General features: G+C 73.1%; 30 protein-coding genes. 18 read left to right on the top strand and 12 right to left on the bottom strand.

The window, feature by feature from the left end; translation table 11 throughout:
• The 3 genes from AOM04_RS11115 to AOM04_RS11105 are packed head-to-tail and all read left to right on the top strand — an operon-like array spanning nucleotide 1 to nucleotide 2,074.
• On the top strand, nucleotides 1-1,269 hold the full coding sequence (locus tag AOM04_RS11115) for an aminotransferase class V-fold PLP-dependent enzyme (RefSeq protein ID WP_062464845.1): 1,269 nt from the start codon (nucleotides 1-3) through the stop codon (nucleotides 1,267-1,269).
• Complete coding sequence (gene sufU / locus AOM04_RS11110; protein WP_062464844.1) at nucleotides 1,266-1,751, top strand: Fe-S cluster assembly sulfur transfer protein SufU; 486 nt, start codon at nucleotides 1,266-1,268, stop codon at nucleotides 1,749-1,751. Before AOM04_RS11115 ends, sufU begins: the two co-directional genes overlap by 4 nt.
• Nucleotides 1,748-2,074: a metal-sulfur cluster assembly factor gene (locus AOM04_RS11105; RefSeq protein ID WP_062464843.1), complete on the top strand. Its 327-nt coding sequence runs from the start codon at nucleotides 1,748-1,750 to the stop codon at nucleotides 2,072-2,074. Before sufU ends, AOM04_RS11105 begins: the two co-directional genes overlap by 4 nt.
• 83 nt (nucleotides 2,075-2,157) lie before the next feature.
• Here the strand turns inward: AOM04_RS11105 and AOM04_RS11100 are convergent, their stop codons facing one another.
• From AOM04_RS11100 to AOM04_RS11080, 5 genes are all read right to left on the bottom strand, one after another.
• Nucleotides 2,158-3,000: an alpha/beta hydrolase gene (locus AOM04_RS11100; protein ID WP_062464842.1), complete on the bottom strand. Its 843-nt coding sequence runs from the start codon at nucleotides 2,998-3,000 to the stop codon at nucleotides 2,158-2,160.
• A 25-nt stretch (nucleotides 3,001-3,025) separates the two neighbouring features.
• Nucleotides 3,026-3,814: an SDR family NAD(P)-dependent oxidoreductase gene (locus AOM04_RS11095; RefSeq protein WP_062464841.1), complete on the bottom strand. Its 789-nt coding sequence runs from the start codon at nucleotides 3,812-3,814 to the stop codon at nucleotides 3,026-3,028.
• A 21-nt stretch (nucleotides 3,815-3,835) separates the two neighbouring features.
• The gene (locus tag AOM04_RS11090; RefSeq protein ID WP_062464840.1) at nucleotides 3,836-4,705 is read right to left on the bottom strand and encodes an MmyB family transcriptional regulator; all 870 of its coding nucleotides are present in this window, start codon (nucleotides 4,703-4,705) and stop codon (nucleotides 3,836-3,838) included.
• Nucleotides 4,706-4,771: 66 nt separating this feature from the next.
• A complete protein-coding gene (locus tag AOM04_RS11085) occupies nucleotides 4,772-5,218 on the bottom strand; it encodes an MmyB family transcriptional regulator (RefSeq protein ID WP_062464839.1) in 447 nt (148 codons plus the stop codon).
• A gap of 67 nt (nucleotides 5,219-5,285) precedes the next feature.
• Complete coding sequence (locus AOM04_RS11080) at nucleotides 5,286-6,080, bottom strand: helix-turn-helix transcriptional regulator (RefSeq protein ID WP_062464838.1); 795 nt, start codon at nucleotides 6,078-6,080, stop codon at nucleotides 5,286-5,288.
• Nucleotides 6,081-6,198: 118 nt separating this feature from the next.
• Here AOM04_RS11080 and AOM04_RS11075 point away from each other — a divergent pair, with 118 nt between their 5' ends.
• Entirely contained in the window at nucleotides 6,199-6,765 is a 567-nt protein-coding gene (locus AOM04_RS11075; protein ID WP_062464837.1) for an NADPH-dependent FMN reductase, read from the top strand.
• On the top strand, nucleotides 6,758-7,306 hold the full coding sequence (locus AOM04_RS11070) for a DUF1697 domain-containing protein (protein ID WP_062464836.1): 549 nt from the start codon (nucleotides 6,758-6,760) through the stop codon (nucleotides 7,304-7,306). The genes AOM04_RS11075 and AOM04_RS11070 overlap by 8 nt, the downstream gene beginning before the upstream one ends.
• A 9-nt stretch (nucleotides 7,307-7,315) precedes the next feature.
• On the opposite strand, the gene AOM04_RS11065 is transcribed toward AOM04_RS11070, so the two are convergent.
• Genes AOM04_RS11065 through AOM04_RS11055 form a run of 3 tightly spaced genes read right to left on the bottom strand, consistent with a single transcriptional unit; the run spans nucleotide 7,316 to nucleotide 9,618 of the window.
• Nucleotides 7,316-8,224, bottom strand: a complete 909-nt coding sequence (locus AOM04_RS11065; RefSeq protein WP_062464835.1) for an energy-coupling factor transporter transmembrane component T — start codon at nucleotides 8,222-8,224, stop codon at nucleotides 7,316-7,318.
• Nucleotides 8,221-8,928, bottom strand: coding sequence for an energy-coupling factor ABC transporter ATP-binding protein (locus AOM04_RS11060; RefSeq protein WP_062464834.1), 708 nt, complete (start codon nucleotides 8,926-8,928; stop codon nucleotides 8,221-8,223). Before AOM04_RS11060 ends, AOM04_RS11065 begins: the two co-directional genes overlap by 4 nt.
• A 9-nt stretch (nucleotides 8,929-8,937) precedes the next feature.
• Nucleotides 8,938-9,618: a biotin transporter BioY gene (locus AOM04_RS11055; RefSeq protein ID WP_062464833.1), complete on the bottom strand. Its 681-nt coding sequence runs from the start codon at nucleotides 9,616-9,618 to the stop codon at nucleotides 8,938-8,940.
• Between the two features lie 131 nt (nucleotides 9,619-9,749).
• Between AOM04_RS11055 and AOM04_RS11050 the strand changes: the two genes are divergently transcribed.
• Complete coding sequence (locus AOM04_RS11050) at nucleotides 9,750-11,348, top strand: ABC-F family ATP-binding cassette domain-containing protein (RefSeq protein WP_062464832.1); 1,599 nt, start codon at nucleotides 9,750-9,752, stop codon at nucleotides 11,346-11,348.
• Between the two features lie 69 nt (nucleotides 11,349-11,417).
• On the opposite strand, the gene AOM04_RS11045 is transcribed toward AOM04_RS11050, so the two are convergent.
• Nucleotides 11,418-12,260 (bottom strand): SURF1 family protein, encoded by an 843-nt coding sequence (locus AOM04_RS11045; RefSeq protein ID WP_062464831.1) that lies wholly within the window; start codon nucleotides 12,258-12,260, stop codon nucleotides 11,418-11,420.
• Between the two features lie 61 nt (nucleotides 12,261-12,321).
• Here AOM04_RS11045 and fabG point away from each other — a divergent pair, with 61 nt between their 5' ends.
• From fabG to AOM04_RS11025, 4 genes are read left to right on the top strand one after another with little or no spacing between them, the layout of a single operon-like run.
• On the top strand, nucleotides 12,322-13,026 hold the full coding sequence (gene fabG, locus AOM04_RS11040; RefSeq protein ID WP_062464830.1) for a 3-oxoacyl-ACP reductase FabG: 705 nt from the start codon (nucleotides 12,322-12,324) through the stop codon (nucleotides 13,024-13,026).
• Nucleotides 13,027-13,067: 41 nt separating this feature from the next.
• Nucleotides 13,068-13,835, top strand: a complete 768-nt coding sequence (gene fabI, locus AOM04_RS11035) for an enoyl-ACP reductase FabI (protein ID WP_062464829.1) — start codon at nucleotides 13,068-13,070, stop codon at nucleotides 13,833-13,835.
• Nucleotides 13,836-13,839: 4 nt separating this feature from the next.
• Nucleotides 13,840-14,352, top strand: coding sequence for a SixA phosphatase family protein (locus AOM04_RS11030; protein ID WP_062464828.1), 513 nt, complete (start codon nucleotides 13,840-13,842; stop codon nucleotides 14,350-14,352).
• The gene (locus AOM04_RS11025; protein ID WP_062464827.1) at nucleotides 14,349-15,314 is read left to right on the top strand and encodes a glycoside hydrolase family 88 protein; all 966 of its coding nucleotides are present in this window, start codon (nucleotides 14,349-14,351) and stop codon (nucleotides 15,312-15,314) included. Before AOM04_RS11030 ends, AOM04_RS11025 begins: the two co-directional genes overlap by 4 nt.
• A 267-nt stretch (nucleotides 15,315-15,581) precedes the next feature.
• Here the strand turns inward: AOM04_RS11025 and serB are convergent, their stop codons facing one another.
• Nucleotides 15,582-16,214, bottom strand: coding sequence for a phosphoserine phosphatase SerB (gene serB, locus AOM04_RS11020; protein WP_062464826.1), 633 nt, complete (start codon nucleotides 16,212-16,214; stop codon nucleotides 15,582-15,584).
• A complete protein-coding gene (locus AOM04_RS11015) occupies nucleotides 16,211-17,452 on the bottom strand; it encodes a glucose-1-phosphate adenylyltransferase (protein WP_062464825.1) in 1,242 nt (413 codons plus the stop codon). The genes serB and AOM04_RS11015 overlap by 4 nt, the downstream gene beginning before the upstream one ends.
• Nucleotides 17,453-17,522: 70 nt before the next feature.
• Here AOM04_RS11015 and glgA point away from each other — a divergent pair, with 70 nt between their 5' ends.
• From glgA to AOM04_RS10985, 6 genes are all read left to right on the top strand, one after another.
• Nucleotides 17,523-18,725: a glycogen synthase gene (glgA, locus tag AOM04_RS11010; protein ID WP_062464824.1), complete on the top strand. Its 1,203-nt coding sequence runs from the start codon at nucleotides 17,523-17,525 to the stop codon at nucleotides 18,723-18,725.
• Nucleotides 18,726-18,736: 11 nt separating this feature from the next.
• On the top strand, nucleotides 18,737-19,519 hold the full coding sequence (locus tag AOM04_RS11005) for an ABC transporter ATP-binding protein (RefSeq protein ID WP_062464823.1): 783 nt from the start codon (nucleotides 18,737-18,739) through the stop codon (nucleotides 19,517-19,519).
• Nucleotides 19,520-19,522: 3 nt separating this feature from the next.
• Nucleotides 19,523-19,996 (top strand): RrF2 family transcriptional regulator, encoded by a 474-nt coding sequence (locus AOM04_RS11000; RefSeq protein ID WP_062464822.1) that lies wholly within the window; start codon nucleotides 19,523-19,525, stop codon nucleotides 19,994-19,996.
• Nucleotides 19,997-20,082: 86 nt separating this feature from the next.
• A complete protein-coding gene (locus AOM04_RS10995; RefSeq protein WP_062464821.1) occupies nucleotides 20,083-20,994 on the top strand; it encodes a sulfite exporter TauE/SafE family protein in 912 nt (303 codons plus the stop codon).
• Nucleotides 20,995-21,102: 108 nt separating this feature from the next.
• Nucleotides 21,103-21,549 (top strand): NfeD family protein, encoded by a 447-nt coding sequence (locus AOM04_RS10990; protein ID WP_228373691.1) that lies wholly within the window; start codon nucleotides 21,103-21,105, stop codon nucleotides 21,547-21,549.
• Nucleotide 21,550: 1 nt separating this feature from the next.
• Nucleotides 21,551-22,630 (top strand): SPFH domain-containing protein, encoded by a 1,080-nt coding sequence (locus AOM04_RS10985; protein ID WP_062464820.1) that lies wholly within the window; start codon nucleotides 21,551-21,553, stop codon nucleotides 22,628-22,630.
• A gap of 87 nt (nucleotides 22,631-22,717) precedes the next feature.
• Here AOM04_RS10985 and AOM04_RS10980 read toward each other — a convergent pair whose 3' ends face one another.
• Nucleotides 22,718-23,722 carry a DUF2157 domain-containing protein gene (locus AOM04_RS10980; protein WP_062464819.1) on the bottom strand — a complete coding sequence of 335 codons (1,005 nt, stop codon included), beginning with the start codon at nucleotides 23,720-23,722 and terminating at the stop codon, nucleotides 22,718-22,720.
• Between the two features lie 95 nt (nucleotides 23,723-23,817).
• Between AOM04_RS10980 and AOM04_RS10975 the strand changes: the two genes are divergently transcribed.
• Together AOM04_RS10975 and AOM04_RS10970 are read left to right on the top strand one after the other, a co-directional pair.
• Nucleotides 23,818-24,618 (top strand): TrmH family RNA methyltransferase, encoded by an 801-nt coding sequence (locus tag AOM04_RS10975; RefSeq protein ID WP_062464818.1) that lies wholly within the window; start codon nucleotides 23,818-23,820, stop codon nucleotides 24,616-24,618.
• Complete coding sequence (locus AOM04_RS10970; protein WP_156160704.1) at nucleotides 24,597-25,355, top strand: ABC transporter permease; 759 nt, start codon at nucleotides 24,597-24,599, stop codon at nucleotides 25,353-25,355. Before AOM04_RS10975 ends, AOM04_RS10970 begins: the two co-directional genes overlap by 22 nt.
• Nucleotides 25,356-25,420: the final 65 nt, after the last annotated feature.

Genomic DNA, 25,420 nt, shown 5'->3' with positions numbered 1-25,420 from the left:
ATGCTCCCCGATCTGCGCGACGACTTCCCGCTCCTGGCCCGCACGGTCAGGAACGGGAGGTCGCTCGTGTACCTGGACTCGGGTGCGACGGCGCAGAAGCCGCTCGTCGTGCTCGAGGCCGAGGACCGGTTCTACCGCGAGCACAACGGCGCGGTCGCCCGGGGCGCCCACATCCTCGCCGAGGAGGCCACCGAGGCCTTCGAGTCGGCGCGTGAGGACGTCGCCCGGCTCGTCGGCGCGCCCGCCGAGGAGATCGTGTGGACGCCCGGCGCGACCGCGGCGCTCAACCTCGTCGCGAACGGCATGCTGCAGGCGTCGCTCGGCGCCGGCGGCCCCGCGGCGGACCGCTTCCGCGTCGGCCCCGGCGACCGCATCGTCATCACCGAGGTCGAGCACCATGCGAACCTCATCCCGTGGCAGCAGCTCGCCGCCCGCACGGGCGCCGAGCTCGCGTGGATCCCGGTGGACGATGCGGGGGTGATGGTCCTCGACGATCTCGCCTCGGTGATCACGGGCAACACGCGCGTGGTCGCGTTCACCCACGCGAGCAACGTCACGGGCGTCGTCTCCGACGTCGCGACGATCACGGCTCGCGCGCGCGAGGTCGGTGCGCTCACGGTGCTCGACGGCTGCCAGTCCGTGCCCCACCTCCCGGTCAACGTGGCGGACCTGGGCGTCGACTTCCTGGCGTTCTCGGGGCACAAGATGCTCGGCCCGACCGGCATCGGCGCCCTCTGGGGACGGTCCGACCTGCTGAACGCCCTGCCACCGTCGCAGTTCGGCGGCAGCGCCATCACGGTCGTCACCATGGAGACCACCGGCTTCCTCGACGCGCCCCAGCGGTTCGAGCCCGGCACCCAGCCCGTCGCGCAGGCGGTCGGCATGGGCGCCGCGGCCCGCTACCTCATGGGCCTCGGCATGGACCGGGTCGCCGAGCACGAGGCCCGCATCGCGCGTATCCTGCGCGAGGGCGCGGCGGCGCTGCCGGGCGTGCGCCTGCTCGGACCCGTCGGCGGGGACGGCACGGCGGTGCTCGGCCTCGCGGCCGTCGTCGTCGAGGGCGTCCACGCGCACGACGTGGGCCAGGTCCTCGACGACCGCGGCATCACGGCGCGCGTCGGCCACCACTGCGCCCAGCCGTTCCACCGTCGCCTGGGGCTCACGGGCTCGACCCGCGCCTCGGCGCACGTCTACACCACCGAGGACGACGCCCACGCCTTCATCGAGGCGTTGGCCGGCGTCCGCGAGTTCTTCGGAGTCACCGTATGAGCACCCTCGAGCAGATGTACCAGCAGGTCATCATGGACCACGCCCGCGAGGCGCACGGCCGCGGCCTCATCGAGATCACGGCCGCCGGCACGGGGGAGTCGCACCAGCTCAACACCACGTGCGGCGACGAGGTCACCCTGCGCGTCGGCGTGGACGGCGACACCGTCTCCGCGATCGCGTGGGAGGGCCAGGGCTGCTCGATCTCGCAGGCCTCCATCTCGGTGCTGTCGGAGCTGCTCGAGGGCGAGTCCCTCGAGACCGCCGACGCGACCGTCGAGGCGTTCCGCGCCCTCATGCAGGCCAAGGGCGAGCACCTCGACGACGAGACCGAGGACCTGCTCGGCGACGCGACCGCCTTCGTCGGGGTGGGCAAGTATCCTGCACGCATCAAGTGCGCGCTCCTGGGCTGGATGGCCTTCCGGGACGCGCTGATCCAGGCGCGCGGAGCACAGTCCGCCGCCGTGGAAGGAGGACAGGCATGACCGAGACCACCTCTCCGGCCAACGCCGCCGACGTCGAGGAAGCGCTCCGCGACGTCATCGACCCCGAGCTCGGCATCAACGTCGTCGACCTCGGCCTGGTCTACGGCGTGATGCTCGACGAGAACCGTCACGCCGTCATCGACATGACGCTCACGTCGGCGGCCTGCCCGCTGACGGACGTCATCGAGGACCAGGCGTCCCAGGCCCTCGACGGCCTGGTCGACGGCTTCCGCATCAACTGGGTGTGGATGCCGCCGTGGGGCCCGGACAAGATCACCGACGACGGCCGCGAGCAGCTGCGCGCGCTCGGCTTCAACGTCTGAGACGCCGTCGCACACGCGAGAGCCTCCTTCCCCTCGCGGGGAGGAGGCTCTCGTCGTTCTCGGGGGACGATGCGGCGGCCGGCTCAGCGCGCCGCGTCGGCGTCTGCGGCGGTCGCGCTCGGCGTGAGGCCCTGCGCGGCGAGCCAGCCGAGGATGTCCTCGGCGACCTCGCGCCAGCCGTCGTCGAGCGTGAGCGAGTGGCCGCGGCCCTCGTACTCGTGGTACTCGGTGATCGACGCGGTGTTGTCGGCGTAGAGCTTGAGGACCTGTTTCGTCACCACCGCGGGGACCACGTGGTCCTCGGTGCCGGAGGTCAGCAGCAGCGGCCCGCGGGCGGCGCTGTGGGTGTCGACCGCCGCGGGGGAGCGCCTGACGAAGGCCGCGGTCGCGTCCTCGAACAGCGGGCGGCCCGGCCCGGGGATCACATACGCATCGAAGATCCCGTTGCACTCCTCCTCCGAGATCGCGTTGCCGAACGCGTAGTGGAACTCCTTGGGGGTGAGCGCGACGGTGCGGTTCTTGTTGGCGGGGTTCTTGAGCACAGGGAACCCTGACTTGAGCTGGGAGAACGGCAGCGCGGTCACGCCCTTGATGGGGGCGGGGTCGATCGCGACGGCGCCGCGGACCAGGTCGCGCGCGAGCAGCTCCTGGGCGACCAGGCCGCCGAACGAGTGGCCGACCGCGATCGGCTTGCCGTCGAGGCCCTCGATGACCTCGGCGTAGTGGTCGACGATCCGGGCGATCCCGACCCCGTCGAGCCCGCTGGGATCCTCGCGGGTCGCCGCGACGGTGTCCTTGTCGCCGGGCCAGCCCGGCGCGGTCGAGGCGTAGCCGTGCTCCTCGAAGAGGGTCTGCCAGGGTTCCCACGCGGTGGCGTGGATCCAGAGGCCGTGGATGAAGACGATGTCGGGGGTGGTGCTCGGCATGGGAGTGCTCCTTGTGATGGGGTGCTTAGAGGGTCTTGACGAGCCCGCCGTCGATGAGGACGTCCGAGCCGGTCATGTTGCCCGCGCGGCCGCTCGCGAGCACGAGGACCAGGTCGGCCACCTCGGAGGGCTGGGTGAAGCGGCCGGTGGAGAAGCCGCCCTGCTGGGCGATGACGGCGTCGCGCGCGGTGTCCACGTCGACGCCGAGCTGTGCGGCGGCGGTCGCCGCCACCCCGTGGTCGCCGAGCCACAGGTCGGTCGCCACGGGCCCCGGGCTGATGGTGTTGAACCGCAGGCCCTGCGGCCCGTACTCCTTCGAGAGCGCCTTCGAGAGGTTCCACACGGCGGCCTTGGCGGCCGAGTAGTCGACGACGCCGGGGTCGGGCAGGAACGCGTTGACCGACCCGACGGTGACCACGCTGCCTCCCCCGCGGGCGACGAGCGCCGGGATGGCGGCGCGAGTCATGCGGAGCATCGAGAAGAAGCACACCTCGAAGGTCCGCGCCCAGGCGTCGTCGTCGATCGCGATGAACCCGTCCCCGCGCAGGGACACGGCGCCGACGTTGTTGACCAGGATGTCGAGGCCGCCGCGCTCCTCGGCGACGGCCACGAGCGAGGCGGGCACCGTCGGGTCGGTGAGGTCCGCGGACACGAAGGTGACCGCGTCGCCCAGGGCGTCGAGCGCATCGGTCCGCGACCGCGAGGCCGCGATCACGTGCACCCCCTCGCCGGCGAGCGCCTGGGCGATCGCCAGGCCGATGCCCTTGCCCGCGCCCGTGACGATCGCGGTCCTGCCGTCCAGTCCGAGGTCCATGCCCCCGACGCTACGAACGCGTCAACGCGACGTCGTGGCCCCGGGCTTCCTAGGTGCGCCACGGTCACCCAGCAGCGACTCGTCGTCGACGAGCTGGGCGAGCAGCTGCAGCCGCTCGGCCGAGGGCCCGCCAGGCGCGGGCACGTACATGCCGAGCGACTGCCCTCCGGTCCCCGGCAGGCCGAAGGCCTGGTAACGGAGCTCCATCGTGCCGACCTCGGGGTGTGCGAAGAATGTCGGCGCGCCGTTGGGGACGCCGGACTCGTGGAGCTCCCAGAGGACCTCGAACTCCGGGTCGAGCGCGCGCAGCTCGTCGAGGAGGCGGGCGATCTCGGGGCCGTCGTCGTGAGGATCGACGGAGGCGCGCAGGTACGCGACCGCTCGCCGCGCGTCGACATGCCAGGCGGCGGTGCGGGGCGCCTCCGGCCGGAACACCATCGCGACCAGGTTGCCGCCGACGCGGAACGCGCGGCTGAGGCGCTCCGCCAGGGGATCGACGTAGACGAGGTCGAGGCGCCTGGTGAGCACGTGGCACGGGACACCGGGCATCGACCGGATGAGCCCCAGCAGCGTGGGGCTCACGGCGCCGTCGGTGCGCGGGGCCGGGGCGAGGGGCGGGCGCGCCAGGCGGTGCAGGTGCAGCAGCAGGTGCGGCTCGAGGGCGAGCGCCCGGCCGATGCCGTCCAGCACCGTGGTGGACGGATGGAGCTCGCGGCCCTGCTCGAGCTTGAGGTAGTAGTCCGTGCTGATGCCCGCGAGAAGCGCGACCTCCTCGCGGCGCAGCCCGTCGACGCGGCGCGCGGACGCTCCCCGTCGCAGCGCCACCGCCTCGGGTTGCACCAGCGCTCGCCGCGCACGCAGGAACTGCGCGAGCGGACCCAGCCTCTCCATGGCGACAGGGTAGGTCCGTCGCGCCGCACGTGCCTGGCCGCGTCGCACCCACGCTCGCGGGGCGCGTCACCGGGCGGCGGGACCCAGGCGGGCGGCGAGGGTGAGGAGGCGCCGCTCCGATTCGCTCGCCACCGCGGCGTGCCCGAGGATCACGGTCTGCTCGGCGCCGGTGACGCGCAGCAGCTCGTAGGTGAGGTCGAGGCGACCGACCTCGGGATGCTCCATCGCCACCGTGAGGCCGTGGAGCGGCGTCGTGTCGTCGTCGCGCGACAGCGGGCGGGCGAGCAGGTCGGCCATGCGCGTCGCGACCACGTCCCACTCCCGCAGTGTGCGGCGCGCGCTCCCGCCCAGGAGGGTGGCCTCCGCGAGGTTGGTGCCCACGGCGAGGCTCGGCGAGACGGCGCGCGCCAGCGCGTTGGAGGCGACCACGTCCCAGCGCGCATCGACCACGGCCGCGGGGGTGAGCGCCAGCGACTCGACGAACTCGGCCAGCAGCGCATCGACCTGCTCCATGCGGCGAGCCTAGGTCTCGCGCATCGTCCCGACGAGGACCCCCGCGCACCCACCCTCGCGGCGGGTCTCAGCCGAGCGAGCGCAGCGCCTCCTCGGCGGGTGTGCCCGGGTCGGCGTAGTGCGCGACCAGCGTCAACCCGGCCTCGCCCGGGACCTGCAGGCTCTGCCACCTGAGCGTGAGCAGCGCGCCGAGCGCCGCGACCCACGTGGTGCCCACGCCGCTCGCCTGGACCGTGACGTCGTGGCGGTCCCACAGGCGCGCGAACTCGGGCTCGGTCACCAGCAGCCGGCCGACCAGCTCGTGGAGGCGGGGGTCGTCGGGGTCGCTGCGCTCGCGGAGGGCCGAGATCCCCAGCGCGACGTGGTCGTCCCAGTCCGGCAGGTTGGAGCGCGCGGCCTCCGAGAACAGCGTGTCGAACATGTTCGACCCGACGGTCCCGAACGTGAACACCCGGCTCGCTCGCTCGTTGACGGCGAGCACGTCCTGGCAGGCGTTGATCACGTACGCGGCGGTGTCCTCGAAGCCGTCGAGGAACGTGAAGACCTCGTCGTCGAGCGAGCCGGGCAGGGGAGCGAAGGAGCGCACGGGCGGCGGGTCGGCGATCCGGTGGAGGTACGCGGTAGCGGCGTCGTCGAGCCCGAGCGTGCGCGCGAGCCCGCGCAGCACCTGGTCGGACGGGTGCGTGTCCCGGCCCTGCTCGAGGCGCAGGTAGTACTCGGCGCTGATCCCCGCAAGGCTCGCGACCTCCTCGCGTCGCAGCCCGTCGACGCGGCGGCCGTCGTCGCGCGGCAGGCCGACGTCCTCCGGGCGCACGGCGTGACGGCGTGCCCGCAGGTAGTTGCCCAGCTCGTTGATCGCCACACGGCTCAGGCTAGGGCGCCGCGGCGCGCACGGCCAGGGGTCGCGCGCTCGCGTTGCGAGGCCCGCGCTCGCGGGCGACGATGAACGGGACCCATCCACCATCCCCGGGAGCGCCACCATGGTCTACAAGGTCGGATACCTCGTCGGCAGCCTGTCCTCGACGTCCATCAACCGCCTGCTCAGCAAGGCGCTCGTCAGCCTCGCGCCCGACGACATGGAGTTCACCGAGATCCCCATCGGCGACCTCCCGCTGTACAGCCCCGACTACGACACCGCCTATCCGGCGCCCGCCGTCGCCCTCAAGGACGCCATCAACGCCTCCGATGCGCTCCTGTTCGTCACCCCCGAGTACAACCGCTCCATCCCGGGCGCGCTCAAGAACGCGATCGACTGGGCGTCGCGTCCGTGGGGGCAGAACGCCTTCGACCACGTGCCCGCCGCCGTGATCGGCGCATCGATCGGCATGATCGGCACGGCCGTGAGCCAGCAGAGCCTCCGCGGCGTCCTCAGCTTCTGCAACGCACGCCAGATGACCGCGCCGGAGGCCTACATCCACTTCACGCCCGGCCTCATCGACGAGTCCGGCAACGTGTCCGTCGAGGCGACGGAGCACTTCCTCGCCGCGTTCATGCAGGAGTTCCACGACCACACCGCGCGGGTCCTCACCGTCCTGCCCCGTGGGTGACGCCAGCCACGTCGCCCTGATCCGCGGCATCAACGTCGGCGGCAGGAACCCGGTGCCGATGGCACGCCTGCGGGAGGTCCTCGCCGCCCGCGGCGTGCCCGCGCGCACGTACATCCAGTCGGGCAACGTGCTCCTCGAGTCGCCGGGCCTCGAGGAGGCGGGCGTCGAGCTGCTCGTCGAGGACGTGCTGCGCGACAGGTTCGACGTCGACACCGTCGTGGTGGGCGTGGGGGCGGCGCGCCTCAGGGCCGCGGTGGACGATGCGCCGGCCGGGTTCGGCACCGAGCCGGACGTCTACCACTCGGACGTCGCGTTCCTGCGCGCGGGGGTCGATGCCGAGGCCGCGCTTGCGGCGTTCGGGATCCGCGAGGGCGTCGACTCGGGCTGGGCCGGCAAGGGCGTCGTGTACTTCCGGCGCCTCAGCGCCGAGCGCACGCGGAGCAGGATGTCGAGCGTCGTCGGCACGCCCGCCTACCGAGACATGACCATCCGGAGCTGGGCGACCACCACGCGGCTGGTGGGGATGCTCGACGAGGCCTGAGGGCCCGGCTCAGCCCTCGTGGACGCGGCCCCAGCGCGGGATCGCGCCGGTCGTGGGCTCGGGCTCCGGCTCGGTCGCTGGTTCCGGCGTCGTGACGACGGTCTCGGGAGTCGTCGCCGGGGGAGCGGGTGCGGGCTCCGCCACCGTCTCGACCGCCTCGTCGCGGTGCGCACGGCGCCCGCCGCGACGCGCCCTCGGCTCCTGGACCGGCGTCTCGCCGGTGGGGGTCGCCTCGCGGACCGGAGGCTCGGCCATCACCCGGGGGTGCGCATCGTCCCTGGTATCGGGGCCGACCGGCAGGCGCGCCGCGCGGCCGTGCTCCGCGATGCCGCGCGCGTGCAGCGCCTGGCCCAGCTGGAGCGCGAAGCCGACCGTGCGCGACGCGGAGGGGATGAGGATGGCGCGCGGGTCGCGCTCGAGGCCGCGCGCGCGGGCGGCGATGCGGGCCTCGGTGAGGATGCGGGCGGCCTCGGGGATGGAGCGGAGGGTGAGGGAGACCATCACGCCGATGGTCTCGGGCGGGAGCACCCATCGCAGCGGTCGCGCGAGGGCCGTCACCAGCTCGAGCATGTCCGACATCGACGTCGAGCTCGACACGGCGAGCGCGAGCGCGGCGATCGAGATGAGGTCGCCCGCGAGGTCGAGCGCGCGCACGTAGTCGCCCCGCCAGATCTGGAACCCGGCGGCGAGCACCGCGAGGACCGCGATGGCCAGCATGCCCTTGAGCGTGGTGGCGAGCGGGGGGCGTGTCGAGGCGAGAAGCAGGAGCGACGCCGCGAGGATGCCGAGGCTCGTGACGGGATCGGAGACGGCGATGCTGAGGATGGAGATCGCCAGCAGGAGCAGCATCTTGGACCACGCGGGCGCGCGGTGCAGGGGGGTCCGGCCGGGCCGGTAGATGCCGAGGAGCGAGATCACGCCGTCGCGCCCTGAGACGCGCGGCCGAACATGAGGTCGCGGTAGACGCCGACGGCCTCCTTGGGATCGCCGTCGAACACCACGCGGCCGAGGTCGACCACGAGCGTGCGCTCGGCGCGGGCCGCGGAGTCGAGGTCGTGCGTGACCTCGATCACCTGCAGCGGAAGGGAGCGCAGCAGCGCGCCCACGTGTGCGCGCCAGCGCAGGTCGAGCAGGGTGGTGGGCTCGTCGGCCACGAGGATCGACGGCGTGCACGCGAGCACGCCCGCGAGGGCGAGCAGCTGGCGCTGGCCGCCCGAGAGCGCGTTGACGGAGACGTCGGCCTTCGACGCGAGGCCGATCTCCTTGAGGGCGGCCAGCGCCGCGTCGTCCCGCTCGCGGCGGCTCTTGATCAGGCGCCGCAGCGACAGCGCGACGTCCTCGACCGCGGTGGGCATGATGAGCTGCGCGGACGCGTCGGTGAAGAGGTAGCCCACCTTGCGGCGCACCTGGGCGCCGTCACGCTGGGTGTCGAGCCCGTCGACGAGCACCTGGCCCTCGACCGGCAGCACGAGGCCGTTGATGAGGCGGGCGAGGGTGGACTTGCCGGACCCGTTCGCGCCGATGATGCTGATGCGATCCTCGGTGAGCGTCAGGGTGGTCGGCTCGAGGATGGGGACCCCGGAATCGGGCGCGACGACCGCCGCATCCTTGAACTCGATCATGCGTCAAGGCTACGCGGTGGCGGCCGGCGCCTCGTCCCCCTGGTGGACCGTGCGGGTGGACGATGCGCGGCTCGCCGCCCCGAGCAGCCCCGGGTAGGCACGGCGGATGGCCGCGGCGACGATGCCCGCGGCGACCACCTTGACGATGTCGAACGGGATGAAGGGCATGATCCCGACGGTGGCGACCGACGCGCACGCCTTGTCCCACACGCCGGAGCACTCCGGGCCGGGCAGCAGCGGCAGGCCCGTCCGCAGCGCGAGCCACGGAGCCCCGACGGCGTACATGAGCGGGACGGAGACGAGGCCCGCGGCGATCAGCCAGGCGGCGGCGCCGCCGCGCCGCGCGAGCCGGCCCGTGCGAGCGAGGAGCCTCGCGAGGGCGCCGACCACCACCGCGGACACGAGGAACCCGACGAGGAAGCCTCCGGTCGGTCCGGTGAGGACGGCGAGCCCTCCCAGGTGGTTGGCGAACACCGGCGCACCCACCACGCCCATGACGAGGTAGAGCGCCACCGCTCCGAGCGCCCGCCACGGCCCCAGCACGAGCGCCGCGAGGACCACCGCGAACGTCTGCAGGGTGATGGGCACGACCCCGATGGTGATGCTCACCTGCGAGGCCGCGGCGATGAAGGCCGCGAAGACGGCGACGAGCGCGATGGACTGGCCGGTCAGGCCACGGTTCTGCGACATACGAACCCCCTGGGATACTGGATGCGGAAACCCTAGAGCCGCCGGTGGTCCCCGAGACCGAGTTGAGGCCAGGGTGCAGAAACGTTGTGCGGACGCCACAAACGCCGCCGTGTCGACAGCAGGGAGAACGTGTGATCATCGCCAAGGATCTCGAGGTCCGTATCGGCGCCCGGGTGCTGCTGCACCCCGCGAGCTTCCAGATCGGGCCCGGCGACCGCGTGGGCCTCGTCGGCCGCAACGGCGCCGGCAAGACCACGATGACGCGCATCCTCGCGGGCGAGACGCAGCCCACCGGCGGCTCCGTCACCCACAAGGGCAGCATCGGCTACCTGCCGCAGGACCCGCGCGAGGGTGAGCCCACCCAGCGCGCGCTCGACCGCATCCTGTCGGTGCGCGATCTCGCGGGCCTCATGCAGAAGCTGCGGGACGCCGAGGAGGGCATGGCGAGCCCCGACCTCGCGGTCATGGAGAAGGCGATGAACGCCTACCCGCGCCTCGAGGAGCGCTTCCGCGCGGCGGGCGGCTACGCCGCCGAGTCCGAGGCCCAGCGCATCGCCGCGAACCTCGGCCTCGACGAGCGCATCCTGTCCCAGCCGTTGGGCACCCTGTCGGGTGGTCAGCGCCGCCGCGTCGAGCTGGCCCGCATCCTGTTCTCCGACGCGGAGACCCTGCTGCTCGACGAGCCCACCAACCACCTCGACGCGGACTCGATCGTGTGGCTGCGCGGCTTCCTCGCCTCGTTCCCCGGCGGTCTCGTCGTCATCTCGCACGACGTCGAGCTGCTGCGCGCCTCGGTCACCCGCGTGTTCCACCTCGACGCCAACCGCGGCGAGCTCGACCAGTACGCGCTCGGCTGGGACCTCTACATCCGGCAGCGCGAGACCGACGAGAAGCGCCGTCGCCGCGAGCGCGACAACGCCGAGAAGAAGGCGGCCGCGCTCATGGCCCAGGCCGCCAAGATGAAGGCGACCGCCACCAAGGCCGTCGCCGCGCAGAACATGGCCAAGCGCGCCGAGCGCATGCTCTCCGGCGTCGAGGGCGAGCGCGTGCAGGACCGCGTGGCCGCGCTGCGCTTCCCGACCCCCGCGCCGTGCGGCAAGACCCCGCTGCGCGCGGCGGAGCTGTCGAAGTCCTACGGCTCGCTCGAGGTGTTCACCGACGTCGAGCTCGCGATCGACCGCGGCTCGCGCGTGGTGGTGCTGGGCCTCAACGGCGCGGGCAAGACCACGCTGCTGCGCCTGCTCGGCGGCGTCGAGGACCCCGACACCGGCGAGGTGCAGCCCGGGCACGGCCTCAAGCTCGGTTACTACGCGCAGGAGCACGACACGCTCGACATGGAGGCGACCGTCCTCGAGAACCTGCGCCACGCGGCGCCGGACCTCGACGACACGGCCGTGCGCAACGTGCTCGGCTCCTTCATGTTCGTCGGCGACGACGCGCACAAGCCCGCCAAGGTGCTCTCCGGCGGCGAGAAGACCCGCCTCGCGCTCGCGACCCTCGTCGTGTCGCAGGCCAACGTGCTGCTGCTCGACGAGCCGACCAACAACCTCGACCCGGCGTCGCGCGCCGAGATCCTGCGCGCACTGCGCACCTACGAGGGCGCCGTGGTGCTGGTGACGCACGACGAGGGAGCCGTCGAGGCGCTCGAGCCCGAGCGCGTGCTGCTCCTGCCCGACGCGGTCGAGGACCTCTACAACGAGTCCTACCGGGAGCTCATCTCCCTCGCCTGAACGATTCGCAATGACAGATGTGACGGGTGTGACGGGACGTCACACCCGTCACATCTGTCATTGGAAGCCCTACAGCGCGTCCTCGATCTCCTCGTCGCTGGGACCCGCCGCACGTCGGCGACGCGGCGCGGCGGGCTCCTGCGGCGCCTTCTCGGCGGCGGACGATTCGTCGCCCGGGCGGGCGCCCGACAGCAGCTGCCATTCGCGGCGGGCGAGCAGGATCCCGATCACGGGCGCGATGACGGCGAACGCGAACCACTGGAACGTGTAGGACAGGTGCGGGCCCAGGCTGAGCGTGGGCAGCGGCACCTGCTCGCCGATCGCGTCGTCGCAGCCGGCGGAGTCGCACACCTGCTGCACCACGCCGTAGCCGTCGATCGGGTCGGCGTCGGGCGTGGGCATCTGCAGCGCGGTGATGCGGGTCGCGCCCTCGTCGCGGCGGCCGTCGTCGGCCTCCTGCGCGCGCAGCACCACCGTGAGCGTGACGTCCCCGGCGGGCAGGGCGGGCACCGCGGAGGTGTCCTCCGCCGAGTCCTCGATGGGCACCCAGCCGGCGTTGACCAGCAGCGCGCGCCCGTCGGTGGTGTCGAACCATGCCAGCAGCTGCCACGCGCGCTCGCGGTCGACAGGCCGGTTGCGCAGCAGCGTCTCCGAGCCCGGCTCGAACCGTCCCGACACGGTCGCGTGCGTCCACTCGTGCTCGCCGACGGCGTCGCCGGGGGAGAGCACCTCCTCGAGCGGCACCGCATCGGCGGCCGCGTTGCGGTCGTACAGCTCGATCGCGGCCGCGCGGGTCTCGTGACGGTGCCACTGCCAGAACCCCGCCTTCACCGCCACCGCGGACACCGCGAGCGACACCAGGACGATGCCCGTGACGCGCAGGATCCGGGAGGCCAGGGAGGGGGTGGTCACCCGACAAGGGTAGTGGCCGCGTTTTCGCGCTCCGGTCCCGCCCTCCGCTAGCGTGGCCCCCATGACCCGCCACGTCCTCGTCACCGGAGCCAACCGCGGCATCGGTCGCAGCATCGCCGAGGCCTTCGTGGCCAACGGCGACACCGTGTCCACCATCTACCGCGGGGGCGACCTGCCCGACGGCGTCACGGGCGCCATCGCCGATGTCACCGACACCGCCGCCGTCAACGCCGCCTTCGACGAGCTCGAGGCGCAGCACGGCCGCGTCCGCGTGCTCATCGCCAACGCCGGCATCACGCGCGACGGCCTCCTCATGCGCATGAGCGACGATGACTTCGAGCAGGTGATCGACGTCAACCTCACCGGCACGTTCCGCTGCGTGCGTCGCGCGGTCAACTCGATGATCCGCGAGCGCTACGGGCGCATCGTGCTCATCGGCTCCGTCGTCGGCCTCATGGGCAACCCCGGCCAGGTCAACTACTCGTCGTCGAAGTCGGCGCTCGTGGGCATGGCCCGCTCCGTCACCCGCGAGGTCGGCGCGCGCGGCATCACCGCGAACGTCATCGCGCCGGGCTTCATCACCACCGACATGACCGCCGAGCTGGGCGACGACACCGTCAAGCAGTACGCGGACACCATCCCCGCCAAGCGCTTCGGTGCGGCCTCCGAGGTCGCCGCCGCCGCCGTCTTCCTCGCGTCCGACTCCGCGGGCTACGTCTCGGGCGCCGTGCTGCCCGTCGACGGCGGCCTCGGCATGGGCCACTGACACCCCGCATCGTCCCCGCTACGTCCCCCTTAGGAGCACCCATGGGCATTCTCGAAGGCAAGAACATCCTCGTCACCGGCGTCCTCACCGAGGGCTCGATCGCGTTCGAGGTCGCGCGGCTGTGCCAGGAGCAGGGCGCGACCGTGGTCCTCACAGGCGTGGGCCGCTCGCTCAAGATCACCCAGGCCATGGGCCGGCGCCTGCCCGTCGAGGCGCAGGTCGTCGAGCTCGATGTGACCAACCCCGAGCACCTCGCTGGCCTCGCCGACAAGGTCCGCGAGCTGGTCCCGCACCTCGACGGCGTGGTCCACTCCATCGGATTCGCGCCGCAGTCCGTCATGGGTGGCAACTTCATGAGCGCCGAGTGGGAGGACGTCTCCACGGCGATCCACATCTCCGCGTACTCGCTCAAGGCGCTCGCGCAGGCGACCGCGCCGCTGCTCGAGAACGGCGGCTCCATCGTGGGCCTCACGTTCGACGGCCGCTTCGCGTGGCCCGTCTACGACTGGATGGGCGTCGCGAAGTCCGCATTCGAGGCCGTCAACCGGTACCTCGCGCGCGACCTCGGCCCGCAGGGCATCCGCTGCAACGTCGTCTCCGCCGGCCCCATCAAGACCACCGCCGCGAAGCACATCCCCGGCTTCGAGCAGATGGAGGGCAACTGGTCCGAGCGTGCCCCGTTGGGCTGGGACTCGGAGGCCACCGCGCCGACCGCCCGCGCCGTGACCGCCCTGCTCTCCGACTGGTTCCCCGCCACCACGGGCGAGATGATCCACGTGGACGGCGGCGTCCACGCTATGGGACAGTGACACCGTGCCCACGCTGATCCTCGCCCGCCACGCCAAGGCGGAGGCCCCCGCGGCCGGACTCGACGACTCCGCCCGCGCCCTCGAGCTCATCGGCCGCAAGGCCTCGACGCGCCTGGGCCAGGTGATCGCGGAGGCCGGCTACACGCCCACCCTCGCGCTCGTGTCGCCGTCGGTGCGCACGCAGCAGACGTGGAAGCTCATGGCGGCCGGCCTGCCCGCGTGCGAGACGGTCACCGAGGACGAGCTGTACGAGACCCACGTCGGCGGCATCCTCGAGGTCCTGCACGGGCTCGGCGACACCGACACCGTGGTGATCGTCGGCCACGAGCCGACCTCGTCCGCGGCCGCCGCCCACCTTGCGGGGCCCGGCTCGGACAAGACCGCGCTCCAGCGCGTCGCGCATGGCCTGCCGACCGCGACCGCCGCGGTGCTCGAGTTCGACTGCCCGTGGTCCGAGGTCACCTCGCGCTGCGGTCGCCTCGTCGCGGTGCTGTCCGGCCGCGACGTCGAGGAGTGAGCGGCACCGTACCCGCGCCGTCCCTCGCCTCCCGCGACACCGCGCCGCTGTGGCGCGCGCTGCTCTCGATGCAGCGCTTCGCGTGGGAGCAGGGCGTCGCGACGCACGCCGCGATCGACTCGGGTCACCTGGGCCTCGCGCGCATGCTCGCGCGGGACGCTGTCACGCGCCAGGACGCGGACGGCCAGCTCGGCGCGATGGACGATGCGGGGGCCGTCAACTCCGGCCCCCTCCTCGAGGCGACGCTCCTCCTGGGTGAGGACGATGCGCCGGCCGCCGAGGCCGCGCAGCGCCAGCGCTGGTGGCTGCTCCGGCACTCGCCGCGCGACGACTGGGGCGTGCTCCACCACCTCAAGGGCTCGACCGAGGTGTGGGCGGACTCCGTCTACATGGTGGTGCCCGCGCTCGTCGCGTCCGGCGACCTCGCGCCGGCGGACATGCAGTACCGCATGCACCGCGAGCAGCTGTGGGACGCCGGGACCGGGTTGTACCGGCACCGCTACGACATGGCCTCCGGCGAGTTCGCGCGCGACGCCTTCTGGGCGTCCGGGAGCGGCTGGGTGGCGGCGGGCCTCGCGCGTGCCCTGCACCTCGGCGTCGAGGCCGACACCGTGCGCGCGCGCTGGGAGCGCGAGGCGCGCGAGCTGATCGACGCGTGCACAGCCTTCGAGCGCCCGGACGGCCGCTTCCACGACGTGCTCGACGACCCGTCGACCTTCGTCGACGGCGGTGCCGGCCTCATGCTCGCCTACGCGGCCTTCACGGGCGTGGCGGACGGCTGGCTGCCGGCCTCGTATGCGGACGATGCGGCGCGCTGGGCGGAGGCGGCCCTCGCCTCGGTCGGGGAGGACGGGATCGTCCGCGAGGTCTGCGGCGCGCCCGGCTTCGACCGCTCGGGCACCAGCGCGGAGGCCCAGGCCTTCGCGATCCTGGCGATCGCGGCGGCGTCCCGGCTGACCTGATCCACCCTCCCGCGGGTACACCGGCACCACCTGTGCGCCGCGCTCGCCGTTTTCACGCAATTGCGAACGCATCGCCGCGCTCGCGCACCGGGGGAGCGCGGGCGCCCCGCACATCATCCCTGGTATATGGCATGGGCCTGCGAGGGACCGCGATGGAGCACCCTCGAGGACGCGCGCCACGCGTTCGCAACCACGTGAAAACGGAGAGCGGCGCGGCACGTGCATGCCACGCCGCTCTCGAGGCGGTGATGCGGGGAAGGGCGGCGATCAGCCGCGCGCGAGGATGAGCGGCAGCGCCTCGTCGAGACGCGCGCCGTTGAGGGCGATGTCCGCCTGCTCCTGCACGATCGGCTTGGCGTGCCAGGCGATGCCGAGGCCCGCGACGCCCATCATGTCGAGGTCGTTGGCGCCGTCGCCGATCGCGACCGCGTCCTCGAGCGCGCAGCCGACCTCGGCCGCGAACTCGCGCAGCGTCGCCGCCTTGGCCGCCCGGTCGATGACGGGGCCGATCGTGCGGCCGGTGAGCCGCGCATCGTCCACCTCGAGGCGGTTGGCGCGGAACCGGGTGATCCCCACGGACGCGGCGAGCGAGCCGACGATCTCCTCGAAGCCGCCCGACACCAGCGCGACCTCCCAGCCCTCCGCCTGGAGGCCCGCGATGAGCTCGGGCGCGCCGGGCGTGAACTCGACCTCGGCGCGCACCTCGGCGAACACGGAGTCGGGGATGCCGGCCAGCGTGGCCACGCGCTCGCGCAGGGAAGCCGCGAAGTCCAGCTCGCCGCGCATCGCGCGCTCGGTGATCTCGGCCACGAGCTCGCGCGTGCCCGCGCGGGCGGCGATGAGCTCGATGACCTCGGCGGTGATCAGGGTGGAATCGACGTCGAGGACGCACAACCTCATGCCGTGACGACCGTGCCCTTCGCGACCACGGTGATGCCGCTCTCGGTGACCGTGTAGCCGCGGGCGAGGTCCGCCTCGCGGTCGATGCCCACGCGGGCGCCCTCCTGGATCACGACGTTCTTGTCGAGGATCGCGCGGTGGACCTGCGCGTGACGGTGGATCTGTGCGCCGTCGAGGAGCACGGAGTCCGAGACCGTCGACCACGAGTGGAGCCGGACGCCGGGGGACAGCACGGAGCCGGTGACCGTCGCGCCCGACACGATGACGCCGGGGGAGACGATCGAGTCCGCGGCGTGGCCCAGGCGGCCCTCCTCGGAGTGGATGAACTTGGCCGGCGCGTGCGTGATGAGGCCCTGGTGGACGGGCCAGCGGTCGTTGTACACGTTGAACACCGGCTGGACCGCGATGAGGTCCATGTGGGCGTCGTAGTACATGTCGAGCGTTCCCACGTCGCGCCAGTAGTCGCGGTCGCGATCGGTCGAGCCGGGGACGTCGTTGTCGATGAAGTCGTAGAAGCCGCACTCGCCGCGCTCGACGAACCAGGGGACGATGTCGCCGCCCATGTCGTGCTTCGACGCGGGGTTCTCCGCGTCCGCGGTGAGCGCCGCCATGAGGGCATCGACGTTGGCGACGTAGTTGCCCATCGACGCGAGGATCTCGCCGGGGCTGTCGGGCAGCCCGTTCGGGTCCTTGGGCTTCTCGAGGAACTCGCGGATGCGGTCGGGGTGCGACGGGTCGATGTCGATGACGCCGAACTGGTCGGCGAGGCCGATCGGCTGGCGGATGCCGGCGACCGTGAACTCGGCGCCCGACGCGATGTGCGCGTCGACCATCTGTGAGAAGTCCATGCGGTAGACGTGGTCGGCGCCGACGATCACGACGATGTCGGGCTGCTCGTCCTCGATGATGTTGACGGTCTGGTAGATCGCGTCGGCGCTGCCGAGGTACCAGTGCGGGCCGCGACGCTGCTGCGCGGGCACCGGCGCCACGTAGTTGCCCAGCAGCGGCGACATGCGCCAGGTGCGCGCGATGTGGCGGTCGAGCGAGTGCGACTTGTACTGCGTGAGCACGACGACGTGGAGGTAGCGCGAGTTGATGAGGTTGCTCAGCGCGAAGTCGACGAGCCGATAGGTGCCGCCGAACGGCACCGCGGGCTTGGCGCGTGACGCGGTGAGGGGCATCAGGCGCTTGCCCTCACCTCCTGCAAGGACGATGGCAAGTACCTTTGGCGCTGGCATAGACCCAGCATAGGGGGCGAAGCGGGCACGTCGCAGGCTCTTCGTGGGGCGAGCCGCTAGCGTGGGGGACATGCGCGTCGACATCCTCACCCGCGAGTACCCGCCCCACATCTACGGAGGCGCCGGAGTGCACGTCACGGAGCTCGCGGCGGTGCTGCGCGAGCACGTGGACGTCCGCGTCCGGGCGTTCGACGGACCCCGCGACGAGCCCGGCGTGACCGGGTACGACGCGCTCGGCGGGGGAGTGGGCGACGCGTCTCTCGACGTGCTCGCGCACAACCTGCCGATGGCGAAGGACTGCGGCGGCGCCGACCTCGTGCACTCGCACACCTGGTACGCCAACATGGCCGGCCACCTCGCCGCGCGGCTCCACGGGATCCCGCACGTCCTGTCCGCGCACTCGCTCGAGCCGATGCGCCCGTGGAAGGCCGAGCAGCTCGGTGGCGGCTACCGCGTCTCGAGCTGGATCGAGAAGACCGCGTACGAGGGCGCGGACGGCATCATCGCGGTGTCGGACGGCATGCGCAAGGATGTCCTGCGCTCGTACCCGGAGGTCGACCCGGGCAAGGTCCACGTGGTCCACAACGGCATCGACGTCGACGCGTGGGCCGCGCCCGCGACCGACGAGGCGCGCGCGCACGCCGATGCGGTCGTCGCCGAGCACGGCATCGACCCCGACCGTCCCGCGATCGTCTTCGTCGGCCGCATCACCCGCCAGAAGGGCCTGCCCTACTTCCTCAAGGCGGTCGAGCGGCTGCCCCAGGACGTCCAGGTGGTGCTGTGCGCGGGAGCGCCGGACACCAAGGAGATCGCCGCGGAGGTCTCGGGCGCGGTCGCCACGCTGCAGGAGACCCGCGACGGCATCGTGTGGATCGAGAGGATGCTGCCGCGCGCCGACCTCGTGGCGGTGCTCGACGCGTGCACGACGTTCGTCTGCCCGTCGGTGTACGAGCCGCTCGGCATCGTCAACCTCGAGGCGATGGCCGTGGGCCTGCCCGTCGTCGCGACCGCCACCGGAGGCATCCCCGAGGTCGTGGTGGACGGCGAGATCGGCACGCTGGTCGAGATCGACCAGGAGCAGGACGGCACCGGCACGCCTCGCGACCCCGAGGCCTTCGTCTCCGATCTCGCCGCCGCGCTGACCGCCATGGTCTCCGACGTCGACCGCGCGAAGGCGATGGGCGAGGCGGGCCGCCGACGCGCCGCCGAGAGCTTCTCGTGGGAGGCGATCGGGGAGCGGACGCTGAGCGTCTACCGCTCCATTCTTGGATAGGCTCACCTGCCATGACTGAGGTGCTCGAGTTCGAGGGCGTGCGCGTCCGCCGTGGTGACAACGAGATCCTGCGGGAGGTGTCCTGGAGCGTCTCCGACACGGACCGCTGGGTGGTCCTCGGACCCAACGGCGCGGGCAAGACCACCCTCATGTCGATCGCCTCGGCGCGCATGTTCCCGACCGAGGGGCGCGCGACCATCCTCGGCGAGACGCTCGGCGACACCGACACCCGCGAGCTGCGGGTGCGCGTGGGCCTGTCGAGCGCGGCGCTCGCCGACCGCATCCCGTCGCACGAGACCGTCCGCAACGTCGTCATGACGGCGGCGCACGGCGTGACGGGCCGCTGGCAGGAGGAGTACGACTCGTTCGACGAGGAGCGCGCGGACGCGCTCCTGTGGGCGTTCGGGATGGAGACCTTCGCCGAGCGCGAGTTCGGCACCCTGAGCGAGGGCGAGCGCAAGCGCGTGCAGGTCGCGCGCTCCCTCATGCCCGACCCGGAGCTGCTCCTGCTCGACGAGCCCGCCGCGGGCCTCGACCTGGGCGGTCGCGAGGAGCTGCTGTCCGCGCTGACCGAGCTCGCCGCCGACGACCGCTCGCCGGCGCTCGTCATGGTGACCCACCACGTCGAGGAGATCCCCGTGGGCTTCACCCACGTGCTGCTGCTGCGCGAGGGGCGCATCGTCGCCGCGGGCCCGATCGCCGAGACGCTCACGTCCGAGAACCTCTCCGCCACCTACGGCATGCCGGTGGAGCTGACCGCCAACGGCGGCCGCTTCTCCGCGCGCCGCGGCTGACCCGTGAAGGTCTCCGCCCGCGCCGACTACGCCCTCCGGGCGGCGGCCGAGCTCGCGCGCTCCGACGCGCCGCGCACCACCGGCGAGATCTCCGCGAGCCAGGGGATCCCCCGCAAGTTCCTCGAGGGCATCCTCACGGAGCTGCGCGACGACGGCCTGGTGGTCGGCCAGCGCGGCATCGGCGGCGGCTACCGCCTGGCCCGGCCGGCGGTCGACATCACGCTCGCGGACGTCGTGCGCGCCGTCGACGGGCCGCTCATCTTCGTGCGCGGCGAGCGCCCGTCCGACCTCGAGTACGGCGGCGCCGCGTCGGAGCTGCTCACGGTGTGGGTCGCGGTGCGCGCGAGCGTGCGCAACGTGCTCGAGAAGGTGACGGTCGCGCAGCTCGCGAGCGGCGAGCTGCCGGGGGAGATCCGCGCGCTTGTCGACGACCAAGCGGCCTGGGAGGACGCCCACATCAACCCATCTGACAGGTAGGGATTGATTCCTACCTACTAGGTGGGTATGGTTTGTCTCACCTCGACCCATGGTCGCGCCCGCGGCCGGCTCGAGCGGAGGCACCCATGCGTTCACTCGTCCTGCTGGCGATCGTCGGATTCGGCGCCCAGCTCGTCGACGGCAGCCTGGGCATGGCCTACGGCGTCACGTCGTCGACGCTCATGCTCGCCGTGGGCCTGAGCCCGGCGCTCGCGTCGGCCACCGTGCACCTCGCCGAGGTCGGCACCACCCTCGCCTCGGGCGTCGCCCACTGGCGCTTCGGCAACGTCGACTGGCGCGTGGTGTGGCGCGTCGGCGTGCCCGGCGCGATCGGCGCGTTCGCCGGCGCGACGTTCCTGTCGAGCATCACCACCGAGGCCGCCGGCCCCGTCATGGCGGCCCTCCTGTTCGGCCTGGGCCTGTACGTCCTCACGCGCTTCACCGGCACCAAGGTCAGCGCCGAGAAGGCCAAGCAGCCGCTGCGCTCGCGCTTCCTCGCCCCGCTCGGACTCGTCGCCGGCTTCGTCGACGCGACGGGCGGCGGCGGCTGGGGCCCCATCGGCACGCCCACCATCCTCGCGACCGGCCGCCTCGAGCCCCGCAAGGTGATCGGCTCGATCGACACGAGCGAGTTCCTCGTCTCCGCCGCCGCCTCGATCGGCTTCATCCTCGGCCTCGGCTCGGCCGGCATCGACTTCGGATGGGTGCTCGCGCTGCTGGCCGGCGGCCTGGTCGCCGCCCCCATCGCCGCGTACCTCGTGCGCATCGTCCCGCCGCGCATGCTCGGCGCCGCCGTCGGAGGCATGATCCTCCTCACCAACGCGCGCACCCTGCTCCACTCCGACGCGCTGTCCGCGGTCGCCCCGTACAGCTGGGCCGTGTACGCGACCATCGTCGCCGCGTGGGCGTGGGCCATCTCCCGCGCGTGGCGCGGGCATCACGCGGACCAGGCGCTCCGCCGCGCCGAGGCGCTGGAGGCCGAGGCGCCCGCCGCCTGAGCCCCACGCCCACCCGGGCGCACCCCGACCCTGAGGCGCGCATCGTCCCCGCGGACGATGCGCGCCTCTCGTCGCCCCTGCTAGCGTCGCAAGAACAAGGAGGAAGACGTGGGAGAACAGTTCCTGTGGTGGTTCATCGGGGCGATGGTGCTCGGGGCGATCGAGCTCTTCACCCTCGACCTGCTGTTCGCGATGCTGGCCGGTGGCGCGCTCGCCGGAGGCGTGGCGGCCCTGCTGGGGGCGCCGTGGTGGCTCAGCGTCATCATCGCGCTCGTGGTGGCGGCGGCGCTCATCGGCCTGCTGCGGCCCTACCTGCTGCGTTCGCTGCGGGCCAAGGGCGAGGGCGCGGCGCAGACCAACGCCGCCGCGCTCGTGGGCCGGTCGGCACGCGCGATCGACGAGGTGACGGAGACGCGGGGCCGCGTCAAGCTCAACGGCGAGGTCTGGACGGCGCGCACCGTTGCCGATGCGCCCGCCATCCCCGAGGGCGCCGACGTCACCGTGCTGAGGATCGATGGGGCGACCGCCGTGGTCGCGCCCGAGGAGGAGAGCTGAGATGGGTGACAACGTAGGGATGATCATCGTGTGGGTCGCGCTCGCGGTCCTCGCGATCTTCGTCATCACCGCGATCGCGCGCGCGATCATCGTGGTGCAGCAGACGCAGGCGTACCTGGTGGAGCGGCTCGGCCGGTACCACGCGACGATGGACGCGGGGCTGCACCTGCTCGTGCCGTTCATCGACAAGGTGCGTGCCAAGGTCGACCTGCGCGAGAACGTGTACTCGTTCGCGCCGCAGTCGGTCATCACGTCCGACAACCTGGTGGTCGAGATCGACACCGTCATCTACTTCCAGGTCACCGACCCGAAGTCCGCGGTCTACGAGATCGCGAACTACATCACCGGTGTCGAGCAGCTCACCGTGACGACGCTGCGCAACATCGTCGGCACGATGGACCTCGAGCAGACGCTCACCAGCCGCGACCAGATCAACGGCCAGCTGCGCGGCGTGCTCGACGAGGCGACCGGCAAGTGGGGCATCCGCGTCAACCGCGTCGAGCTCAAGTCGATCGAGCCGCCGCTGTCGATCAAGGACTCGATGGAGAAGCAGATGCGCGCCGAGCGCGACCGCCGCGCCGCGATCCTCACCGCCGAGGGCGTCAAGCAGTCCGCGATCCTCACCGCCGAGGGCGAGAAGCAGTCCGCGATCCTCAAGGCGGAGGGCGAGGCGCAGTCCAAGATCCTCCGCGCCGAGGGCGAGGCGCGCGCGATCCTCCAGGTGTTCGACGCCATCCACGAGGGCGACGCCGACTCCAAGCTGCTGTCCTACCAGTACCTGCAGATGCTCCCCGAGGTCGCGAAGGCGAACAACAACCAGATGTGGTTCGTGCCGACCGAGTTCACGGGAGCGCTCAAGGCCGTCGCCGCCGGCTTCGGGGTGACCGACGAGGGCGCGCCGCTCGAGCGCGATCCCGAGCGTGCCCGCCAGCGCACGTCGCGCATCACCTCCGCGCTCGCGGACCCGCGTGCCGCGCTCGAGGAGGCGCGCCGGCAGGCCGAGGGCATCTCGGGCGAGGCGGAGCAGGCCGGCACGCGGTCCGGCAAGCCGTTCGACCCGGACGCCGAGAAGGGCCAGTAGCCCGGACGATGCGAGGGGCCCCGGGGGAGCGATCCCTCGGGGCCCTCGCCGCGCCCGGGGCCTGTGACGGGCGGCCCCGGGCGACGCTCAGGGGGCGAGGCCCGGAGGCTGCCGGCGCTCCCGCACGAGCCACACCGCCAGCCCGACGAGGGCCATCCCCGTGACCATCACCGCGACCCAGGTGGCGACGGCGTCGCCCACGAGCTCGCTGATGAGCCGCGGCACCGCGACCAGCAGCCCGATCCCGCCCGGCACGATGAGCGGCATGAGGCGGGGCAGCGTCACGGCGACCGCGATCATCGCGACCGCGAGCGCGGCGGCCGCGGACATCACCGCGACCCGGTGCGCGCCCGCGCCGGCCATCTGCGCGCCCAGGATCGCCAGCAGGCCGCCCGTGACGAGCGCCATCGGGGCGGGCGGCAGCACCCGGGCCGCGCCGAGCACCACCCATGCGAGGCCGAGCCCGGCCCACGCGGCACCCATCGCGAGGGTCGAGGCGTCCGCGTTCCACGGCGCGACGACCGCGGTCAGCGCGGCGGCGAGCGAGGCCAGCAGCGCGCCCTGCGCGAGCGCGCGGCGGCGCAGCACGTAGACCGTCGCCGCGACCACGGCGAGCGTCACGGTGACCGACCGGGCCAGCGCATCGTCCGCCGTGAGCCCGGCGACGTCGTGCGCGACCACCCAGGCGAGCCACCCCGACAGGGCGACGGTCGCGAGCAGCAGCACGGACGCGAGGCGCTGCGCGGGCGGCTGCGGGGCCCGGGCCGCGAGCACGCCGCCCGTGGCGACGGCGGCGGTCAGCACGGCGACGAGGGCGAGCCGAGCGGGATCGGACAGGTCGGACCACGTCCGGCTCACCACGAAGGCGGCGCCCGAGACGGCGAGCACCGCGCCGAGGTAGCCGACGACCTCGCCGACGACCGCGAGCGCGCCGGGAGGCGCGACGGCGACCTCCCCGGGTGTCGGGGCCGGCGTCGCGGCGGGCTCCTCGGCGGGGTGCGCGACCTCGTAGCGGCGCAGCTCGGCGGCCTGCTCGGGGGTGATGAGCCCCTGCTCGACCCATGCGTCGAGCCTGGTGTCCAGCGTGTTCACGACCGCCTCCCTCCGGCGGTGCCGACCTCGTCGTCGACACCTCCAGGCTACTCCCGGGGGCATGCGGCCGCCCGCTTCCCTGGGATGATGGGCCCATGCCCGTCATCGCGATCGACGACCCCGCCGACCCCCGCCTCGCCGACTACCGCGACCTCACCGACGTCGCGCTGCGCCGCGCGCTCGAGCCCGAGCGGGGCCTCTACATGGCGGAGGGCGCCAAGGTGATCGGTCGCGCGGTGCGTGCCGGGCATCGTCCCCGGTCCGTGCTGGTGAGCGAGAGGTGGCTGTCCTCGGTGAAGCCGTTGGTGGGCGAGGACGTGCCGGTGTACCTCGCGCCCGCGGCGCTGCTCGAGGATGTGACCGGCTACCAGGTGCATCGCGGCGCGCTCGCGGCGATGCAGCGCCCCGAGCTGCCGGCGCTGGCCGACCTCGCGCGCGACGCGCGGCGCATCGTGGTCCTCGAGGGGCTGGTCGACCACACCAACGTGGGCGCGATCTTCCGGTCGGCGGCGGGCATCGGCGCGGACGCGGTGGTGGTCTCGCCCACGTGCGCCGATCCGCTCTACCGCCGCTCCGTCAAGGTGTCGATGGGCACGGTGTTCCAGGTGCCGTGGACGCGCGCCGAGTCGTGGCCGGGCGCGCTCGACGAGCTGCGCGGGCTCGGCTTCACCGTCGCGGGCCTCGCGCTGAGGGACGATGCGGTGGCCCTGGACGACTTCGCCGCGCGCGCCGGGGAGCGGGTCGCCCTGGTGATGGGCACCGAGGGCGACGGGCTGACCCGCCAGGCGCTCGCCCACGTCGACGAGGCGGTCGTCATCCCCATGCACGGGGGAGTGGACTCGCTCAACGTGGCCGCCGCGTCGGCGGTCGCGATGTGGGAGCTGCGGGCCCGCTGATGGGCGGCGTCGGTCGTCTCGTGGTCGCGGTGGCGGCGCTGGCGGCCGTCGCGCTCGGCGCGCTCGCGGCCGCCCGGGTGCGGATGGGGCGCGACGCCGCCGTGGCGATCGCGCGTGCGGCGGTGCAGCTGGCGGCGGTGGCGCTCGTGATCGGGTGGGTGTTCCGCCATCCCGGCGCGGTGTGGCTGTACCTCGCGGTCATGGTGGCCGCCGCGACGTGGACGTCGACGCGACGGATCGGGCTGGGCGCCGCCGGCGCGTGGCGGGTCGCGGCCGCGATCGTCGCGGGCGCCGTGGTCGCGGTCGGCGCGGTCATGGGTGCCGGGGCGCTGCCGCGGCAGGCGGCGTCGCTGCTGCCGTTCGCGGCGCAGATCATCGGCGGCTCCATGACGGCGGTCTCGCTCGCCGGCCAGCGCATGCGCGACGAGGCCCGTGCGACGTGGCCCGAGGTGGAGGGCTGGCTCGCGCTCGGCGCGCGGCCGCGGCAGGCGGCGGCGCCCCTGGCCCGCGTCGCGGTCTCCCGGGCGCTCGTGCCGGCGATCGACCAGACCCGCAACGCCGGCGTCGTCGTGCTCCCCGGGGCCTTCGTGGGCCTGCTGCTCGGGGGAGCGTCGCCGCTCGAGGCGGCCCAGGTGCAGCTGCTCGTGCTGGTGGGGCTCCTCGCCGCGGAGTCCGTCGCGGCCGTCGCGGCCACGCAGCTGATGCGCGCCGGGACGGGCGCGCGCCGCCCTGCCTGACCGGCCCTCCTCTCCTCGCCGCGATCCGGCGTCCTTCCAGGGCGCTCGTGCGCGCCTTGCCCGCT

Origin of the sequence: Demequina soli, assembly GCF_000971195.1 — a bacterium.
Taxonomy (GTDB): Bacteria; Actinomycetota; Actinomycetes; order Actinomycetales; family Demequinaceae; genus Demequina; species Demequina soli.
The sequence above is the reverse complement of the archived record's forward strand: the minus strand, read 5'-3'. Positions and strand labels throughout refer to the sequence as shown.